The 19,229-nt window shown below is 40.8% G+C and carries 20 protein-coding genes; 4 read left to right on the top strand and 16 right to left on the bottom strand.

What is annotated here, in order from left to right; all coding sequences use genetic code 11:
* Positions 1-9: 9 nt before the first annotated feature.
* From HMPREF9448_RS04845 to HMPREF9448_RS04815, 7 genes are all read right to left on the bottom strand, one after another.
* Positions 10-1,218 carry a glycosyltransferase gene (locus tag HMPREF9448_RS04845; RefSeq protein WP_008861479.1) on the bottom strand — a complete coding sequence of 403 codons (1,209 nt, stop codon included), beginning with the start codon at positions 1,216-1,218 and terminating at the stop codon, positions 10-12.
* 14 nt (positions 1,219-1,232) lie between these two features.
* Positions 1,233-2,207: an acyltransferase family protein gene (locus HMPREF9448_RS14140; protein ID WP_008861478.1), complete on the bottom strand. Its 975-nt coding sequence runs from the start codon at positions 2,205-2,207 to the stop codon at positions 1,233-1,235.
* Positions 2,207-3,319 carry a glycosyltransferase family 4 protein gene (locus HMPREF9448_RS04835; protein WP_008861477.1) on the bottom strand — a complete coding sequence of 371 codons (1,113 nt, stop codon included), beginning with the start codon at positions 3,317-3,319 and terminating at the stop codon, positions 2,207-2,209. Before HMPREF9448_RS04835 ends, HMPREF9448_RS14140 begins: the two co-directional genes overlap by 1 nt.
* A gap of 155 nt (positions 3,320-3,474) precedes the next feature.
* Positions 3,475-4,881 (bottom strand): lipopolysaccharide biosynthesis protein, encoded by a 1,407-nt coding sequence (locus tag HMPREF9448_RS04830; RefSeq protein WP_008861476.1) that lies wholly within the window; start codon positions 4,879-4,881, stop codon positions 3,475-3,477.
* On the bottom strand, positions 4,878-6,119 hold the full coding sequence (locus tag HMPREF9448_RS04825) for a hypothetical protein (RefSeq protein ID WP_008861475.1): 1,242 nt from the start codon (positions 6,117-6,119) through the stop codon (positions 4,878-4,880). The genes HMPREF9448_RS04830 and HMPREF9448_RS04825 overlap by 4 nt, the downstream gene beginning before the upstream one ends.
* Before the next feature lie 3 nt (positions 6,120-6,122).
* Positions 6,123-8,465: a polysaccharide biosynthesis tyrosine autokinase gene (locus HMPREF9448_RS04820; protein WP_008861474.1), complete on the bottom strand. Its 2,343-nt coding sequence runs from the start codon at positions 8,463-8,465 to the stop codon at positions 6,123-6,125.
* A gap of 16 nt (positions 8,466-8,481) precedes the next feature.
* The gene (locus HMPREF9448_RS04815; protein ID WP_008861473.1) at positions 8,482-9,279 is read right to left on the bottom strand and encodes a polysaccharide biosynthesis/export family protein; all 798 of its coding nucleotides are present in this window, start codon (positions 9,277-9,279) and stop codon (positions 8,482-8,484) included.
* A 270-nt stretch (positions 9,280-9,549) separates the two neighbouring features.
* Between HMPREF9448_RS04815 and HMPREF9448_RS04810 the strand changes: the two genes are divergently transcribed.
* Entirely contained in the window at positions 9,550-10,731 is a 1,182-nt protein-coding gene (locus tag HMPREF9448_RS04810) for a glycosyltransferase (protein ID WP_008861472.1), read from the top strand.
* A gap of 66 nt (positions 10,732-10,797) precedes the next feature.
* On the opposite strand, the gene HMPREF9448_RS04805 is transcribed toward HMPREF9448_RS04810, so the two are convergent.
* The 4 genes from HMPREF9448_RS04805 to HMPREF9448_RS04790 all read right to left on the bottom strand — a co-directional run bounded on the left by HMPREF9448_RS04805 (position 10,798) and on the right by HMPREF9448_RS04790 (position 14,333).
* Positions 10,798-11,223: an Hsp20/alpha crystallin family protein gene (locus HMPREF9448_RS04805; protein WP_008861471.1), complete on the bottom strand. Its 426-nt coding sequence runs from the start codon at positions 11,221-11,223 to the stop codon at positions 10,798-10,800.
* Between the two features lie 131 nt (positions 11,224-11,354).
* On the bottom strand, positions 11,355-11,885 hold the full coding sequence (locus tag HMPREF9448_RS04800) for a hypothetical protein (protein ID WP_008861470.1): 531 nt from the start codon (positions 11,883-11,885) through the stop codon (positions 11,355-11,357).
* On the bottom strand, positions 11,882-12,766 hold the full coding sequence (locus HMPREF9448_RS04795) for a 1,4-dihydroxy-2-naphthoate polyprenyltransferase (RefSeq protein ID WP_008861469.1): 885 nt from the start codon (positions 12,764-12,766) through the stop codon (positions 11,882-11,884). The genes HMPREF9448_RS04800 and HMPREF9448_RS04795 overlap by 4 nt, the downstream gene beginning before the upstream one ends.
* On the bottom strand, positions 12,759-14,333 hold the full coding sequence (locus HMPREF9448_RS04790) for a DUF4435 domain-containing protein (RefSeq protein ID WP_008861468.1): 1,575 nt from the start codon (positions 14,331-14,333) through the stop codon (positions 12,759-12,761). The genes HMPREF9448_RS04795 and HMPREF9448_RS04790 overlap by 8 nt, the downstream gene beginning before the upstream one ends.
* Positions 14,334-14,463: 130 nt before the next feature.
* Between HMPREF9448_RS04790 and HMPREF9448_RS04785 the strand changes: the two genes are divergently transcribed.
* Positions 14,464-15,072 carry a riboflavin synthase gene (locus HMPREF9448_RS04785; RefSeq protein WP_008861467.1) on the top strand — a complete coding sequence of 203 codons (609 nt, stop codon included), beginning with the start codon at positions 14,464-14,466 and terminating at the stop codon, positions 15,070-15,072.
* Between the two features lie 6 nt (positions 15,073-15,078).
* Positions 15,079-15,621, top strand: coding sequence for a nitroreductase family protein (locus tag HMPREF9448_RS04780; RefSeq protein WP_008861466.1), 543 nt, complete (start codon positions 15,079-15,081; stop codon positions 15,619-15,621).
* Positions 15,622-15,679: 58 nt separating this feature from the next.
* On the opposite strand, the gene HMPREF9448_RS04775 is transcribed toward HMPREF9448_RS04780, so the two are convergent.
* The 5 genes from HMPREF9448_RS04775 to HMPREF9448_RS04755 all read right to left on the bottom strand — a co-directional run bounded on the left by HMPREF9448_RS04775 (position 15,680) and on the right by HMPREF9448_RS04755 (position 18,606).
* Positions 15,680-16,042 carry a hypothetical protein gene (locus tag HMPREF9448_RS04775; RefSeq protein ID WP_008861465.1) on the bottom strand — a complete coding sequence of 121 codons (363 nt, stop codon included), beginning with the start codon at positions 16,040-16,042 and terminating at the stop codon, positions 15,680-15,682.
* Positions 16,043-16,216: 174 nt separating this feature from the next.
* On the bottom strand, positions 16,217-16,429 hold the full coding sequence (locus HMPREF9448_RS04770; RefSeq protein ID WP_147401594.1) for a hypothetical protein: 213 nt from the start codon (positions 16,427-16,429) through the stop codon (positions 16,217-16,219).
* Between the two features lie 215 nt (positions 16,430-16,644).
* Complete coding sequence (locus HMPREF9448_RS04765; RefSeq protein WP_008861463.1) at positions 16,645-17,310, bottom strand: hypothetical protein; 666 nt, start codon at positions 17,308-17,310, stop codon at positions 16,645-16,647.
* A 179-nt stretch (positions 17,311-17,489) separates the two neighbouring features.
* On the bottom strand, positions 17,490-17,699 hold the full coding sequence (locus HMPREF9448_RS04760; RefSeq protein WP_008861462.1) for a hypothetical protein: 210 nt from the start codon (positions 17,697-17,699) through the stop codon (positions 17,490-17,492).
* Between the two features lie 523 nt (positions 17,700-18,222).
* Positions 18,223-18,606: a DUF6565 domain-containing protein gene (locus HMPREF9448_RS04755; protein WP_008861461.1), complete on the bottom strand. Its 384-nt coding sequence runs from the start codon at positions 18,604-18,606 to the stop codon at positions 18,223-18,225.
* Positions 18,607-18,707: 101 nt separating this feature from the next.
* On the opposite strand from HMPREF9448_RS04755, the gene HMPREF9448_RS04750 reads away from it, so the two are divergent.
* Positions 18,708-18,971: a glutaredoxin family protein gene (locus HMPREF9448_RS04750; protein WP_008861460.1), complete on the top strand. Its 264-nt coding sequence runs from the start codon at positions 18,708-18,710 to the stop codon at positions 18,969-18,971.
* The last annotated feature ends 258 nt before the right edge of the window (positions 18,972-19,229 follow it).

The raw sequence follows: 19,229 nt of genomic DNA, 5'->3' as shown, positions 1-19,229 counted from the left end.
ATCTTGTTTTCACAAGTCATACACATTCCTCAATTCCGCCCAATATCGTTCCTCCGAGAATCGCTTTTGGGCTCGTCGTGCAATACCTTGTGTATCCACGTTGTCCTTAGACATCACAGAAACAATAGCCGAGGCTAATTCTTCCTTATCTCCCATGCGGAACAACATACCATCGCCCTCACGTATCAGTTCCGGTATCCCACCGACTTCGGCTCCGATAACTGGCGTTCCCATACACAAAGATTCTATCACACTTAATGGATTATTTTCATACCAAATGGAAGGAACTACCATCGTCTGCGCATGTTTCACCAATCGTACTATCTCCCTAGACGAAAGGTGTCCTAAAAAAATGACATTTCCCGAACTATATTTTGCCTGTAACTCATTCAGCAACGGCCCATCTCCCGCAATATACAGAGGGAATGGCAAAGACACTGCCACTTCGAGCAACATGCGTACACCTTTTTCCTCGGACAAACGACCTACATAGCAATAGTAGCCCGACTTTTCCCCTTCATTTATCTCTGTCGAATGAAAAAAATCCAATTTATCCTGTTCTATAAAATTACAAATTACGGATAATTTCGTGTAATCATAACCGCAGGCTCTCATCTTCTGTGCCATAAAAGAACTAGGGCAAACAAAAGTATCGACCCAGCGTTGCAGTTTTTTCCGATTCCACCATAAGGCTTCTCCATAAGCCAATGCGCTGGCTATCCGGCTTCCTTTCATACATTTCCGACGAAATACTTGAAAACGATCGGTAAAGCAGGCTTCACAAATTTTCCCTTGACAAAGGCAGTTATACGACGGACATAACAATTTATAATCGTGCAGCGTCCAAACAGTACGACAGCCATAATCTTTCGCCAATTTTACGACAACCGGAGAAAGATAAGAGTGAATATTGTGAAAATGGACTATGTCAGGACGAAAATCATTCAATATCTTCTTAAACGATTTTTTTATATCTCCTAATCCAAAGATACGGCAAGCCGCTCTTGTTTTATTTTTAAGTCCATCGGAAAATGAAATTTCCGATGCAAAATAGCCCGACATTTCACTGGGCAAATTCTGAGAATAAACCATAGAATACACGGCCACTTCATATCCGAGACGACGTAACAAGGCTTCGAGATTGATCATACAAATACAATCTCCTCCTCTCGGATAGTAAAATTTATTTACCAAAAGGATACGCGGCATTCGCTTCATGGGTCGTGTTCAGGTTATTTAAATATTCGGGACGTAAATTTATTTTTTATCCATACCCATTTATACAATAAAATGGGACAGACTATTCCCGTTCCTACTATAAATAACGTAACGAACACAAATTCTATTATATTTCCGCCCGACAATATATGTGTTAAAATTGACTTTACCACACCCATAAATAGAGTATGAAACAAATATATAGTCATGGACATAGTTCCTATATACTTCAACCATTCTACAAATGAGACAGTTAAACGAGATAATGACTTGGATATGCCCAGAATCATAAAACTACCGGTGATACCGAGGAGGACGGCCAAAGTTTCGATCCAAAATTTATCGGAAATAAATTCATATATGATCGAGAAGCCGATCGTAATTACAATCCAAAGAATAGAATACCGGTATATCGCTTGCTCTATCCATGATTTTCGGGCCACCCACATTCCTGATACAAAGAAAATCGAATTCAAACAAAACTGTTCAATACAAAAATATTCGGGAGCCGTATCCCAAAAAGCGAGCCCCAGCGAAAGAAGAGACAATAGTACCAAGCGATTCCCTGCCTTGAAAACCGGGGCAATACAAAATATTAAAAACAAAACATAAACGAACCATAAAAAATACCCGGCTTCCGGCAAATAGAACACTCGATATAAAGCGCTTATCGAAACCGGGTGATCGACTTGCATAAACCCGTCGACCAGTATTTTAATCCCTATAATCGCCCAAGAAAGAATAAAATAGGGAAACATCAATCGCTCGAACTTCGAGCGTACAAACCGCCAATAACCTATCTTTTTTATAGAACGCTCATAAAAAAAACCAGCGATCATGAAAAAAAGAGGCATGTGGAAATGATAGACAAAACTTACAAATCCGATATACCACGAAGGAGCGGTATCTGGGATATAATGCCCAATAACGACCAATACAATCCCTATTCCCTTTGCTATATCGAACGTTATATCCCGAATCTTTCCCATCAGCTATTATATTTCGAAGCCTTCTCAAACGAATCTATAATTCGTCGAGCGACCGCATCGACAGTAATTAAAGAAGCATATTCCCTGCAATTTTCCACATACTCGTCATTTCGCTCTATCATTCGAGCTATATCGTCCTCGTTCCAGTCATTTTTAGAGATTCCTAACTTTCGCTTCTCTACTATCTCACTATCAAACGGCACACGATTCGTAACTACCGGCGTTGTCATCGCCACAGATTCCATAATCGCCAGCATATTCAACTCTCGCAGAGAATCGAACAAAGAAGCCTTCGAATCCCGATAATACCGAAACAATTCTTTATGAGGCAGTTTCCCCAATAGGACGATTTGCCGCTCTCGCCCCATTTCTTTTATTTGTCGGTCATACTCTTCTCTCAACACGCCATCGCCGGCTATATACAATATGTAATCTCTGTATCGAGGATATTTTGAAAGAAAAGCATCGAACTTACGAATAACAGATATGACATTCTTTTCCCAAAATAAACGTCCGACAGTCAAGAACTGGCTCTTTTTATTCGACATCTCTTTCTCCAATGTCACTACTACCCCATGTCCTATGGGGTCGCCGACACGAGGCATATATCGCCGAATGAACCTCTGCGAGACATACGACCGAGGTATAATCCAAGCCTTACGCATAAAACAACGAGCTATTATATTATACCAAATGCGAGAAGGCCAAGTTTTCATCTTGCGATTGTGAGCTCCTAATTCCTGCCAAATTACAGTTTTACGAGGGACAATGAGCGAAGCGAACAACGACGGTATAGAAAAAGTCTCACTTGCTAAAACCATATCGACATCACCTTTTCTTTGCTGTAAATACCTCCATACTCCCGGTAAAAAAGGAAGTACACTCGGTTGAAATATTTTTCGTCCAATCGACTTCAAAAAGACGACTTCAAAATCATACGTCTCCTTTCTCTCAGGTGCATAATCGGCTGCCGCTATCAATGAGACAGCATGCCCGGCTCGATGATAAGCCAAACACAAATCATAGATCATCGTCTCTTTTATAGTAGTTACATGTGGTATAACTCCTTTTTCATGAGTAAAAAGAATGGGATTGATAACTATGATTTTCATACGTAAAGTCTATTTATTACCGCAAAGATAGCACAAACGAAAGCAGAAACAAATAAATTTGTCCCTGCCAAGTGTAATCTATTTTCGCAACATGCTGTAAGTCTTCGTATAAATAAGAGCTGCAACGGCCTCGTTTATTTATACCAAAATTTTATTCAATTAAACAGGGCTTTTATCTTCATTTGTAATTCCTGCCGAATCGATCTCGGTTGAATACAATAGCTAAGAATCACAACCACTGTAATATAAATGATTTGCAATATAATCGAATCTACCCTATAAAATACTATCGCCCCTCCTATCAAGAACAAAATCGGATAAATGATTTCCATCGATACCTTCACCGGAAAAAATTTCCACGTATCGATTATCCGGAAACCAAGCATAAACAGATAAGAAAGAATGGACGAAAGGACAATTCCCCAAATACCCATAAAACGAATGAAGACATAATTCATGATTAAATTCAATCCCGTTGTAGTAATCACTCCCGGCAGATTTCTCACGGTCTGCTTCGAACATTGATAGCCCAAATCGTAAAACGATGCCAATGCAAAACAAATTACCGAGATAAACATCGGATATAAATATTGCAAGCTCTCTAAATAACGAGAATCCACCAGCCATGAATAGTTGATTTTCAGCACGAAAACAAAAATCAGCGCTAAAACGGACAATATGAGAATATATGTATTGAATATTCTGGAAAAGAACTTCGACCGGTCTGCCGCCCCGTACTGTTTAATAGCAGTCTCTTGCCATGCTTGATATACGATCACCGAAAATGTCTCTAATATAGTAGAAAACTTCATGGCTACCGCAAATATACCATTGGCCTCCAAACCTAAGAAATGTTCTATAAACAATCGACTGGAACTTCCCAAAAGCCACCAGCAAACAGCATTCGGCAACAAAGGCAAAGAATATTTCAACAGAGCTCTATTCAGAGACTTATCTCTAAAACTAACGATAAAATAGCGTTTAAATACTCGTGCCCGAAATTCTATAATAACCATTGTCACCAAACGGGACAATATATTGGAACAAAATATGCCCGCAATTCCCATTCGTAGCCAAGCAACAAAAATCAAACTGTACAATCCTATCTGAAAGGCGGTCAATATACCGGCCAAGACAAAAGATTTATTTTGTCCCAAGCCTCTTACGATTTGGACTTCTACCTCATACAACGAAAGCGTGATTACAAATGCGACAATCCAACCCCAATCCCGTATATCGTAAAAGAAAGAAAAAACAATCCCCACCAACAATACCACCAAAGAGGATTGGGCCATCAATTTATAGGAAAACGAAACGACTCCTTTACGAGTATATTCGTCTTCATTATCGAGCAAAAAACGAAAAGTACCGTCTCGCAATTGAAACGTTATAAACCCCATTGCCAAAAACGTAAGAGTCAGGACAATATCATAATATCCAAAATCATCGGGGGATATATAATATGTATATAGAGGAACCAAAAGAAATGTGATCAATTTGGACCCGAGGTTTCCTATGGCATAAATAAAAATATCGTTTATAAATTTCGTACTTCTATTCATTTCTTCACCATCGCTTCTTTTGATACCCTTGTTTCTTTCTCTCTTATCACAGAAATATCTCTTACGACAAAGCCCAACAGAATCATTACAATAATACCGGAACCTTGCAAGAAAGCACTACCCGCAACCGACTCAATGAAAATAAACAAAATGATCATCAAGCCTATTTTATGGAGGTGCACCGCATAAGGAGAACCTGTAATAATTTTCAGTTTCTTATATACCCATATCCAAAAATAAAAGAACAATACAATCCCTACCATTCCAAATTGTACCAACTCCGGGAAATAGGTATCGGATACAAACGGACAATCGCCTTCCAACAGTCCCCAAACCTCATCTAAATTGTATTCTTTATACAAAAGCGAATAGCCTATTATTCCCGAAGAATAGGTGGCATACGATGCCAATCCAGAACCCAGAAAGAAATGGTCCATCAAAGCCTGAGGAGCCCTGATATATAGTGCAGCCCGAGCAAAGGATTCGTCCATATTCTCCTCCCCGGAAAACAAACCGGAAGAAATAAAATAATAATTGATTTTATCCCAAGCTACATATAAGACGCCACAGAAAACCAAAGCCATCATTACCCACTGCTTTAACTTTACTTTCGACAATTGTCCCGGTTTGTACCACAAAAAGAGATACAGAGCGGCCACATAAAATCCATAAAATTTGGAGCGTGTACTAAAAAAACCCACAGACAAGATAAACAGCATGATAATCTTGTCCTTACGGCTCATATCCTGGCAAGAGCAATAATAATATATCAAAAATAAAACCGTACTGATAAGGCCATAGTACGCTACATGAAAGAAGAAAGCCTCTCCTAAGCCTACAAGTATTATTCCCAACATCGCCACACTGAGAACAACGCATAGTTTTTTCAAAAAAAGTTTTTGAGCTCCCGTAAACCTTACCCCCATGGCATAAGCTACATAAAAAGCGATGAAGGGCTTGATTTGAATAAAAAAATCATAGAATATCGCCTTAGGGGTATTATAATGAACGCCAACGAACGAATACAACAGGTAAAACGTCATTATCCCTACGATCCAAAAAAGACCTTTATAACGGCGATGGTTCTTATTACTTAATATATCCAGTACACATAAAAGAGCTAAAAGCAATGTAATCAACTCGTCGGAACTTTTAAACCACATCAATTGATAGGTATAAATCCCCGCCACAAGCATCAGAATAAACAGCCCATAGAATATTTTATTCAAGGAAATCATCGCTTATCCCCTTGTATGTTTCACCGAATACCCATAAGTCTTTTTTATTTCCGTATCGTTCAAGACGAACATTACATTTTTCAAAGAACCCTCTGCTACAAAATCCTCGACATTGAATACACTATTTTTATGCGTATAATCAGCCCGACAAACATATAACGTGGCATCGACAAAACGAGTCAACGAGAACGTATCAGAAACTCTCTCCACAGGAGCTGTATCGACAATTACATAATCATATTTTTCTCGAAGACGAGCCATTAAACTATCCAATTTTTCGGACAATAAAAGCTCGGAAGGATTCGGTGGAACGGGGCCGGCCGTTATGACATCAAGAAAGCCTTCTTGTGCCACATGATGAATCAAATCGTTCTCTCCACCTTCTTTATTCGAAACCAAATAATTCGTCAACCCAGTAGTCACCGAAAGCCCCAAATAATCAGCAATTTTCGGATTCCGCAAATCCAAATCGATCAAAACCGTACGCTTCCTCATTAAAGCTATCGAGTAAGCCAGATTAAGACTGACGAACGATTTTCCTTCTCCCGGTTCTGACGAGGTTACCAACAGAATACTCTTTCCTCCACCCGGCAACATAAATTGTAAATTAGACCGTAATAAACGGAACATTTCAGCGGCAGGAGAAACACTGTTTTCTCTCAAAACGACATAGCCCGAAGTAGAACTATGACAAATTTCACCAGCAATAGGCAAATCTGTCAATCTGCGCAAATCATTTTTGTTATTGAACTTAACAGAGAAAACAGTCTTTCCATACAAGTAGACAACAGGCAGTACCAATCCGATTCCACAAGCGATCAATAAAAGAATCAAAGATTGCGGTGCAACCGGTTTATTTTTACTATAAGCCGGATTGACAATCCTACATTTAGGCGAAGTCGCCGCCAATGTCATAGCGTTCTCCTCCCGCCTCTTCATCAAGAAAGTATATAATTCATTCTTAATAAGCTGATTCCTTTTTATATCCATATACTCTCTCTCTTGCTCAGGGAATCCCCGCAACCTAGACCGAAAATCCGCCTCTTGTTTCTTCAAATCGGTACGAGCTATATCCGAACTTTCTTTCGCTTTCGACACCGTATTCAATATATTCTCACGCATGACATCTATTTGAGCGGTAAGTGTACGTAAAGCCAAGTTCGAATCCTTTGCTGTACGAAGCAAACGCATTCTCTCCAATAGCAATTTATTATATTCATTAATCGCCTCGGCCGCGCCCCGATCGGGCAAACCGGTCGTAACAGGAACCAAAGAATATTTGTTTTCCGGCTTATTCAGGAAACTATCTACCATCGAAATAATCGAATATTGTGTTTCGGCTTCCAACAGTAATTTGCGGTATTGACTGTTTGCTTCAAGAATGATTTTGGCTTCGGCATCTATATCGGACAAATCGTTTTCTCTTTTATACCGTTCTACAATCCTCTCGGCTTCATGGAGTTCTTCTTCTACCGTTATCAAACGCTCGTCGATAAACGAAAGCATGTTTTGCGCCTTCAAGTTTTTATTCAGCACAGCATCCTCGTTATAACATTCTATCAACGTATTGAGTATATCTTTTCCTCTTTGCTTATTCGATTCCCTTATTTTTAATGAAATGCCATTGGCTTTTTTATCCGACAAATCGATATCCAGCCTTTTCTCCAATATTTCAGCTTCGCCGTCATACCCGTTAACATGAGCGACAAACTTCAACTTCTTACCCGGCTTATAAAATTCGGTCTTATCGATAACAATCCCCTCTCCATAATCTACCTTTATCGGGAACGATGTCGCTTCCATTTCGGCCAAAGTCGTAAAGAATCCTTTCTTCAACAAGACTTTGATTTTATCATCAGAACCGCCCGTTTGAACTTTAACTACAAATCCACTCGATAATGTATCCACCATCGATTCGGGAATATCTACGGTAAAGGGTGAATTACGATAATACTCTTTCTTTTTGAAAAAGTTTTTTTTGCTCGTATATGATATATTCAAATCGAGTCTTTGAACCATTTCGCGAATTAAAGAATGCGACGAAATAACCAGTATCTCGTCATTCACCGAGCCACCACCTATCATACCGTCTAACGAAAATCCACCACCAGAGATTCCTCCCATCAGCGAAGACAAGCCTCCACCGCCTTTTTTCTCATCTTCATTGACAAGAATATCGGCAGAAACTTCATATACAGGCTTGGCAATCTTCAAATAACAAACTACCAACGCTACACAAACGACAACCGACCCTGCGAAGAGATACCATTTTCTACATGCGGCACGCCATAAAGCGACTATATCGATATTATCATTTTTTCTTTCCGAGGTATATTTTTCTTCCATAAACAAAATCTTTTCATTACTTAATGAACAACGCTATCGCCAACGATGCCAACACCGAGATGGCACTCACAACAGTACCCACCACAGATATGCGATATTGTGCCAATTGATTGTAATTCGAATTATTTCGCTGTGCTTTATTCGGCATAACGTAAACGACATCGTTCTGTCTTAAATAAAAATAGGGCGATTCAAATAGAGATTGATCGGTCAAATCGAAACGATGAAAAATCCGCTTACCATTTTCTTCCCGCATCAACAATACATTTTTCCGTTCACCATAGATAGTCAAATCTCCTGCCGCACCTATGGCATCGAGTATCGACATACGCTCTGTTTGTACCGATATCTGCCCCGGGGTTTTCACTTCGCCCAGTACAACGACTTTAAAATTCATGAATTGTACCAATACAAAAGGATCTTTCAGCTCAGGACGAATTTTATCCTCTATAAACTTCGACAGTTCATTGCGGGTCATTCCTTCGGCTCGAATACGCCCTACTATCGGGAAATAGATATAGCCATTTTTATCTACCGTATAGACTTGTAAATTAGGCACAATCGTCAGCTCTTGCTTCCCCGGCTCAGAATAGGAAACAGCCGGTAAATTATAAGGAGCGGCTGCATCGGGAACAACCGACGAAACCGTTATCGATAGCATATCGTCGGGAGCTATTCGCAATTCATAATTGCCTACATCCATCTTTCCGCTCATCTCTTCGATATCCAAATTTTCAAAATAAGCAGTCTTACTGGTTGAACAGGAAGAAACCACAAGCAATAAGACAATAGCACTTAACACATTTATTTTCATTACATTATTCTTTTCCGTCCGGATTAGCCCGGTATAATTCTATTTTATAACGTTGTACCAAGCCCTTTTATTATACATATCTCAACATCTTTTTGAACCTTTATTACAATTTTTTTCTTACAATTTTTCACCATTCACGAAAAGTTCTTACATACAGCTTCTTAATATACTATTTTCTATCGGTCTTCGATAAAAAAGAATATTAAAATCATTTCAAACGGTCTGTTTGAAAAAGTTTATGTACGTTTGTAATTCATTTTATCACACGTTATGGATTTAAACTTTTCTTGGGATTTTTCTACCCCAGAAATATATTGCTTGGGGATACTGATTCTGATTTGGATTATCGAAATAATCTATCAATTTTATCTTTTCAATCGCCCCTTTCACTTTTATCAAAAAGAAAAAAACGGAAAAATAGAATATACCCACCAATATCCTGCGGTATCGGTAATCGTTTATGCCCAAAACGATGCCGAAAACCTCGTTAAATACATGCCCAAAATTCTAAATCAGGCATACCCCGAATTCGAAGTCATCGTAGTCAATGACGATTCAACCGACGATTCCAAAGACATACTCTCCGTTTTGGAGACGCAATATAAAAATCTATACCACACCTACGTACCGGAAGGATCGCGCAACCTAAGCCATAAAAAACTGGCTCTGACCCTCGGTATAAAAGCCGCTCGATACGATATAGTCGTATTCACAAACGCCAATTGCGATCCAAGAAACAACGAATGGTTGGCCACTATCGCCCGAAACTTCGTTCCCGGAATCGACATTGTTTTAGGCTATACGGCCATTGAACGAAAGGAAAAAGAAAAATTCTCTTTCTGGTATTGCTCTTATGACCAACTGTTATTTTCTATCCGATATTTGTCTTTCGCCCTCATCAATCGGCCTTATATGGGAGTAAGTTCCAACATGGCATACCGTAAAGAATTATTCTTCAAAAATAAAGGGTTTTCCAAATTTCTACATCTGCACTACGGAGACGACGACCTGTTCATCAACGAGATAGCCAACCGAACCAACACCCGTGTAGAAATATCCGAAGCGGGACAAATGACCGCGACTTATCAGGATAACTACGAAGCATGGAAAGAATTGAAGCTACAATACGACTTTACTTCCAAATACCTTCATACCACAGCCAAATCGATATTCGGCATAGCTAAGTTCTTTGATTATGCTTTCGATATTCTGTTCGTTTGTCTATGGGTAGAGGGCATCATACATAATTGGACAACCGCTGTTTTGGCCTCGATACTGGCCTTGTCTTTATTCTCGATCAAAGTCATCGTCTATCGACGGGCTGCAAAAATACTCCGCAAACCGAGACTTTTTTTCTCCTTACCGTTCTTTTCCTTCATACAACCATGTATAAACCTTTATTTCAAGGTAATAGGTTCTGTAACGAGAAAAAAGAATTTCACGTGGCGATAATACATAAAAGAGAGGGCCGCAAATTGCAGCCCTCTCTTTTATGTATGCTATCCATGCAGAAAAAGTTTATTTTACCATAATTTTCTTTTTTTCTGCCATCATAGGAGTTTGCTTTTTCGGAATCATCACTGTCAATACACCGTTGTTCTGATGTGCTTCAATGGCATCCGTATTGACATTATCCGGTAAAATCAAAGTCTGTTGAAATTGCGAATACGAAAATTCTCGGCGCAAATAACGTCCTTTTTTATCCTTTTCGCTTTCCTCTTGTTTGTGCTCTACCGTAACGACCAAATGATTTTCTTTGTCGACCGTTATATCGAAGTCGTCTTTGGTAATACCCGGTGCTGCAATTTGGACCTCATATTCCTTTTCCGTTTCTACAATATTAATGGCCGGAGCCGCACTGCTAGTTTTAGCGATCCATTCATTTCCGAAGAAATCGTTAAAAATTCCGGGGAGCCAGTTTTGTTGATGCTTTGCAGGTGTCATAATTATACCTCCTAAATAAGTTTATAAATTAACGTTGCCGGGTTATTCCGACAATCACTCTTAAAACAAGGAGATACCCCTTTTGGGTCAACCGTAAGGCGTTAAAGTTGACGAGAAGTTATAAAAAAGAGTTACGGCTCTATCACAATATCATATCTCAATAGCAGGAAACTCACTTTGAACGGACGTCCAGACACACGAGACGGGGGAGAATCGACATGATAATAATTTTTCGAACGGTCGAAACTCTCGATTTCACACTTGCGAGTCGAACGAGGCAAAAGATCACAATCCACCATGCGAGTACGATAATCGATCATTTGACCGTCTGGGGTACGATAAATCATTTTCAAGACTACCCGAGACAACCGATAAGGTGTATTGTTTCGCAAAAGGAAACTTTCTTTCGTATCGCTCATACGTTTATCGAACCCTAACATATCGACAGCTACCGGAGAAAACAGCAACGCCCGAGATATCGTATCGGATAATGTCGATACCGGTTCCCGACTTACCAACTCGGGGTCGGCTTCGGTTATTTTCTCCATTGTTTCCTGACTCGGAATTTTTATAGAAGAACTTCGGCGCGGCATAATACCCGACTGCCCCCACAATGGCACAGCCAACCAAAATGCGGCAATGAATAAAATCGTCCTGCTCATAATCCTAATCCTTTACATATCCACACCACAGAAACCAAAATCGTAAAAACGAGTAGATTCCGAGCCGTCGCTCCCAGCAGGGGATTCAATGCCTCACCCACCCGCTGCTTAATCGCCAACCCTGTCTTTATATGAAGAAACAGATATACAATGGCTGGTAAAAATATATACACGATTCCGAAATCTGCCAAACAAGGTAAAAGCAACAAAACGGCGATCACCCCGTTCACAAAATACCACCACAAAGCAAAACGCCTCCCGAACAGCACCACCGTCGTTCGTTTATTCGCCGCAGCGTCTTCTTCCATGTCCCGATAATTATTCACCAACAGAATATTTATAGACAACAATCCCATAGCGATCGACAGCAGAAACACATCTGCATCGAACTGTAAAGCCTGTACATAATAGGTCATGTTCACAGCAACCAGACCGAAAAACAAAAACACGGTTACATCGCCCAATCCGTGATAGGCCAACGGATAAGGACCTGCCGTATAGGCCAATGCAAACACCGCTATAATCACACCTATCGGTATCAACTGCCAACCGGCAAAAAAAACAAGTCCCAATCCTACCGCACAAGCCACTCCTAAAACGCAGAATGTACCCATAAGCATGGCTCGCGGAGTTATATCGCCCGAAGCGACGGCTCGACGAGGTCCTACCCTACCGGCTTTATCGCTCCCCTTCACATAATCGAAGTAGTCGTTCGCCATATTAGAGGCGACTTGTGCCAATAAAGCGAACAACAAACACAACACGGCGGGAACCCAACGAAATGTACCGGCATAAAAGGCATAAGCCGAAGCGGCGATCACCGGGCTGGCCGATGCCGGCAGCGTGCGCGGACGAGCCGCCGAAATCCAATCCTTAACCATGAGACTCTTCTTTATCCAATCCGAAACAGGCCCGTATCGTAGAGCGTATGCCCTCGGCTTCCGGTCTATCTTCCCGCAATATGGAAAGTATCACCCTCAAATATTTATCTTTATTCGCCAATCCGCACAGGTTACAGACATTACTGTTCGTCAACATCGACTTCTGATTGTAAACCTTCAATATCGACCGGTAATCTCTGTTCTTGACAAATGTACGGAATTGACTGCAAATCATATTATAAAGTCCGCGTACATCGGTATCGTCCGTCAAATGGTCGATATGGTCCTCGAACGAACCGATATCGTTGAACCTCCGGTCGATTTTATATTCCAAATCACGCCGTATGCGGTGACGGGTATGTAACAATGCCTGCGACTCTATCTCTTGTGCGAACAACTGAATGACATTGTTTTTTACTATTTCGAATACTTTGTTCTCGTTTCGTTTCATACGTCGGGCAACCGAGCGAATCACCCCTTCGAGCATTAACAGATTCTCCACTTCCGCTACTTCGGGCACATACACATGACGACTGCGCAAATACTCGACTTCTCGCTCCGTCCGCCGATCCCTGTCGACAATTCCCCTAGATTCGAGATGGTGTATCTCCTTCAAATCGGCAAAAGCCCTTGTCGCTTCTATTACCTTATTACAACCACCCAACGGCTTCACGGTGTATTCAGGGAAAATATAGGGATAGAGTTTCACATCGATACTTCCGGTAGCTGCTCCCTCGATAAACAATACCGGTTTGCGGCTGCCCAATATATCCAAATACATGCCTTCGGGAAAAGAGTCGTCGTTACGGATAAACTCATAGTCCCAACTCATGCGGTCGGCATCGAACGAACGGACCCAAATACAAGTACTCTCGACACGCGAAGCCGCGAAATCCAAATCGTGCGTCAGATAAACAAAAGTACAATCCTTGCGCAAGTTCTCAATCGAATCCCACAGCGATTTCATAATGGAATGGTGCAGATAGAATTCAGGATCTTCCACCAAAATCACAGCATTGGGCATAGCAAACAGCACACCTGCTATATAATAGAGCACCGCCTTCTCCCCCGAACTCAGTCGCAAAGGATTGAAAGGCTCCGAATTCTCGCTTTGAATCAACAAACGCCCCTCGGCCCGCAACATTTTATTTCTCGGGAAAACCCGTTCCCACAGCTTTTGAACTCTATCCAAACGAGTCTCGGGGAAGTCGATATGCCCCCCCTTTGGCGTTTTGAATTTATACTCGAACAGATTGCGGCACTCCTCGCTCAACAGCAAGAAAAGCAACTGGTCGAATTCGGTAGGGGTATCCTTCGATACATAGTAAGAATACTCCATAAACTCCTGATACATGGCTTCGATAGACCCCGGCCAAACTTCGTGAGGCGGCATAATGCACAATGCCTTTTGAGCCGAAAGCCAAAAAGCATGGTCTTGTATCCGTCGAGCTATTTCCACTCCGAACCGGCTTTTTCCGGCTCCATTCGCGCCAACGACCGTTACCGTCCGCGACAACAGTTTTTCGGTTTGTGCGCTATCGTTTCTTTTCGGGAGCAATATTTCCATAGTAGCACTTTTTAACATGAAAGGAAATCCTTTCTCAAAAATAACTATTTTCGGGAATAAACGGCATAACAATCCGAACAATTTTCGTATTTTTGACTTTGTCTATTTATAACCCCTAATTCATTAAATTATGTTTTCAGGAATTGTCGAAGAAGCCGCTCCCATCGTTGCCTTGAAACGGGATAACGGGAATTTGCACCTTACGCTCAAAAGTTCGTTCGCTCACGAATTGAAAATCGACCAAAGCGTCGCTCACAACGGCGTGTGCCTCACGGTCGTAAACATCGAAGGAGATCACTATACGGTCACTGCCATACAAGAAACCCTCGAACGCAGCAACTTAGGGACTCTCTCTGTCGGAGACAAAGTGAATCTCGAACGTAGCATGCTCATGAACGGCCGCCTCGACGGACACATCGTGCAAGGCCATGTGGACCAGACAGCCCGCTGCACAAAAATCGATCTTGTCGACGGAAGCCGATACTATACCTTCACCTACGACCTCAATCCCGAAATGGCTGCCAAAGGCTATATGACCGTAGAGAAAGGATCGGTTACCGTGAACGGGGTAAGCCTCACCGTATGCAACTCGCAAGACAACAGTTTCCAAGTGGCGATCATTCCCTACACCTACGAGCATACCAATTTCCACCAAATCAAGGAAGGCAGTATAGTGAACCTCGAATTCGACATTATCGGCAAATACATCAGCCGTATCATGCACTTCGAAAAAGATTAGAACAAAATGGATATCTACGAAATTATCAACCACCGGCAAAGCGACCGCCAGTACGATCCCGAACGTCCGGTCGAACCCGAAAAAATACGGCGTATTCTCGAAGCCGCCCGTATAGCACCCTCGGCCTGCAATGCGCAACCGTGGCACTTCATCGTAGTGGACGAACCCGAGTTGCGAAACCAAGTGGCCGATGCCGTGGCCAGCCGCATATTGGGCATGAACCACTTCACCAAACAGGCTCCCGTGCATATCCTTGTCGTGGAGGAGCGACCCAATTTCACATCGGGCATAGGCGGGCTCATCAAGGACAAACAATTTCCGCTGCTCGACATCGGTATAGCTGCCGCACACATCACCCTCGCCGCCACTGCCGAAGGATTGGGCAGTTGCATACTCGGTTGGTTCGACGAGAAAGCCGTGCGTAAACTACTGCATATTCCCGATAAGAAACGAGTCATTCTCGACATCGTAGTGGGATACTCCACCCAACCGCTTCGGGAGAAAAAACGAAAATCTGCCGACGAGGTGATTTCGTATAATAAGTATTGAATACTTATACAATAATAAAACAGACGGAATTGTTTTTTTTACAATTCCGTCTGTTTTATTATCGGCTATATTCTTCGCCACAATTTTCGCATTTCAATCCAGATTTATACTCATAAATAAAATAACCACCAACACTGGCATCATACCCATTATGCTCTACCGTACACTTCACCCTCACCGATCTTCCATTATCGTAGCTTTTAACAGTTCCGGAGCCTTTACAATTAGGACACTTCTTCTTTCCTTTTATCACTGCACTTTTTAATTTACCTCCACATCGATGACAAGATTTTTCTACTTCCACTGTATTACAATAACAGCCTATCTTCTCTTGTTCTATATCCTTTTGGGCAAACAGAATTGATGTGTTACAACATAAAACATAGAATAAAACAATCAATTTCAAATATATCTTCCTCATAATCAAAATCATATTTACTCCTACTCTATAAAATTTCTAATCTCATAATGCGGTTCAACACAGTCTTTTTCACATCTGTCATCTCGTTAATTAGCTTATTCTTAGAGCTGAACTCTCACAAATAGACTAAAAAAACGAAACAATAAAGGCACAACCGAATAACAACTCATCGTCCTACATGTCTCTGTTTACCAGTTCCATTACAACAGGTACATATACGTTCTCCTTTTTTGCAATATCCACACTTAAATTGCCCTTTTCCATTGCAATTAGCACATGTTTCTTTCCCATTTCCTCGATCAATAGTTCCTTCACCACCACAAAAAGAGCATATACGCCACCCAGTACCGTCACACATTGTACACTCAGTACGCCCCTTACCATCACAACATTTACAAGGAGGATTGGAATAGCCTCCACACCGTTCTTTTTGCATTTCTTCCACGTCGGTTCCAGAATATTGCACTGCAAATACAAAAGGTACAACAACCAGCATTCCTAATAAAAACAACTTTCTCATAATAAATAATTTATATTAATGCCTACTCTATAAGGTTTTCGGCTTGTCCTTATCTATTTATTTAGAACTCTGGATCACAATATTAAAGATTAAAACTAAATCCTAATGTAACCCCATAGATCCAACCTTTGAAAGGGGTACAGGGCTTTTCATACCTATTGTAATAAGTGTCCTCTGCATCTGTAAAAACATTACTAAGTGTTTCGCCCCACCAATCGGAATTTCCATATCCATAGGAATACTCTCCATAAGCAGTTATAGAAAACTTTTTTATATAAACCGTAGCGGCTAAACCAAAAGCTCCGGTAATAAGTATTTTTTCTTTCTGCCATTTGGATAATCTTAATAAACTCCAATAGGGCTGTAACTCAAAATTTTTCCCAATGGGAATATACAATCCCATACTTTCTGCGGCCATACAAAACAATACAGTCCGAATCCAACTATCCATCTCTGACGACACTGTATACCCCAAGAATGTTAATAATGTTGCTGTCGCACCCAACGGACTGATACTATAATAATCCTTAGTCTTTGTAAAATTGGCATTCCACCCAATCCCACAAGAATTTATTTCAAATGGAATATACGATACATTTACAGTCCCCCCTATATTATCCTTATAACGCAAATGAGAGCCTGTGAATCCAGCCCTTATAATAAACTCATTATCCTCATGATAAGCACCTTCACCCATACACATACACGGAAACAAAACACTTATCAATAGTAGTTTGAATTTTCTCATTTCCTCTTTATTATTTTATTATGCAAATAAAATCCCAAAAAGAGAAATTAAGAACAATCTCATATCATCTATAAATTGACACTACTGTCGCAAATAAGTAGAAATTGAACACCGATTGGAAACCCCTTCACAGCCCTCTATGTAAAACATTTATCCCATCAAAAAGTCAAACAGACGGCTTACTTCTCTTTCAAGTGTTCCGAGAAATATTGAAAAAAATCATAATTCAAGATTCGAGAAATACGGGTGAGCAACTCGGTATCGATATACTCTTTGCAGAATATCTTGTACACATTGACCCGGCTGCAAGAGAGTTTGCGGGCAAACCAAGCGACACTGCGCTCCTCGGCTTTCAATCGCTCTTTAATGAGTTCCCCTATCGGTTTCATAGCGAAAAGATTCTTTTTACCGTCCCCATAAGAAGGTTTAATATAACAACGAAGCGTGGAACTGAACACTCACACCACAGTTTGAAGGTCGTAGGAAACCCGAGATACAGATATGAGATAGCAGCCCACGCCCGTGATGCGTGAGAACCACCATGCCTAACCTTGTATCTCGTTTCGAAAATTTCCTACGTTTTCAAACTACAAGACAAGCATAACGCTTCTTTTTAATTTAATATGTATTGGAAAGGACTGCCCCTCTCCTCTGCAAAAATAACGAAAGACAAACACAGAATTTTATTCCGCCAAGTCACACTTCATTTTCACATACTTTACAAAAGTAGTGAAAGGTAAGTGCAAAAAAAAGAGTTTTGCTTATTTTTTCTGTTGAACCGCACCTTATATCCAAACATAAAGAAACGTCACAAGAAAGCGAGATCCATCTCCATAATTCTTTATTCGAACCATTTTTTAATAAAAAAGCCCCGAAGAATCACTCCGGGGCTAAAAAACAAGACGTTAAAATTTATTCTTCGTCTTCATTCACTTCGAATAGACCATCGAGTAATCCGGATGCCTGTTGCATGGCATCATTGAAATTTTTTTCGATAAATTTAGCACCTCTTGTCATCGAAGCTTTCATAAAACGTCCCTGCAAGCGTCCAATCTCCACTAAATCTTCTTCGGTCAGTTTATCTTTATACTCTTCATAATACGTTGTGGTAAACCGCTCGTACTCTTTCAATGCCTCATTCCAATCCGCCTCGGTTTCGAAATCGGTATTCTCCACCTTATCCACAAACGATTTGAACTCTTTCAAATACGAATTTTTACTGTGCACGCCGCACGATACGAACGATAATACTGAAATCACCGCAACAATTAAACCCATTTGATAAAAACGTTTCATATATCTTCATACTTTGCATTTCATACAAAAATAATACAAGTAAAAATACTACACTCCAAAATAGAAAGTATATTTGTATATAAAAAAAACAATCTACGAAAATGAAGCCCATCAAATTATTCTATCAAGCTCGTTGCCCATTTTGTAAACGGGCATTCAATTACATCGACGAATTGAAAAAACGTCCCGTATATAAAGACATTGTCATCGAAACCATTGAAGAAACCGAACACCCCGATATTGCAGACCAATATGATTACTATTACGTTCCAACGTTTTACATCGCAGACGAAAAGGTGCACGAGGGCGGTATCTATCCCAATGAAGTCGAAGCTATTTTCAAAAAGGCTTTGGTACAAGAGTAACGAAAAATTTCTGCACTCGTTACCGAGGGGCTTAGCACTTCTCTCCTGTTCGGCATTCCGGTACAGGGGAGAGGGATAATCATGGAAACGATGTGACTTTAGGGGCGTTCATGTGTCTCTCCTGCCTTGCCTCGTTGTGAGTCCTATATACAAAAAGAGAGAAAGCCGAAGGGGTTCTCCCTCTCCGGCTCTCTCTCCTATAAGTTGGCGGCTACCTACTCTCCCACTTGCGCAGTACCATCGGCGTGGCGGGGCTTA

Source organism: Barnesiella intestinihominis YIT 11860 (assembly GCF_000296465.1).
Lineage (GTDB): Bacteria > Bacteroidota > Bacteroidia > Bacteroidales > Barnesiellaceae > Barnesiella > Barnesiella intestinihominis.
This window is presented reverse-complemented; position numbering and strand designations above follow the sequence as displayed.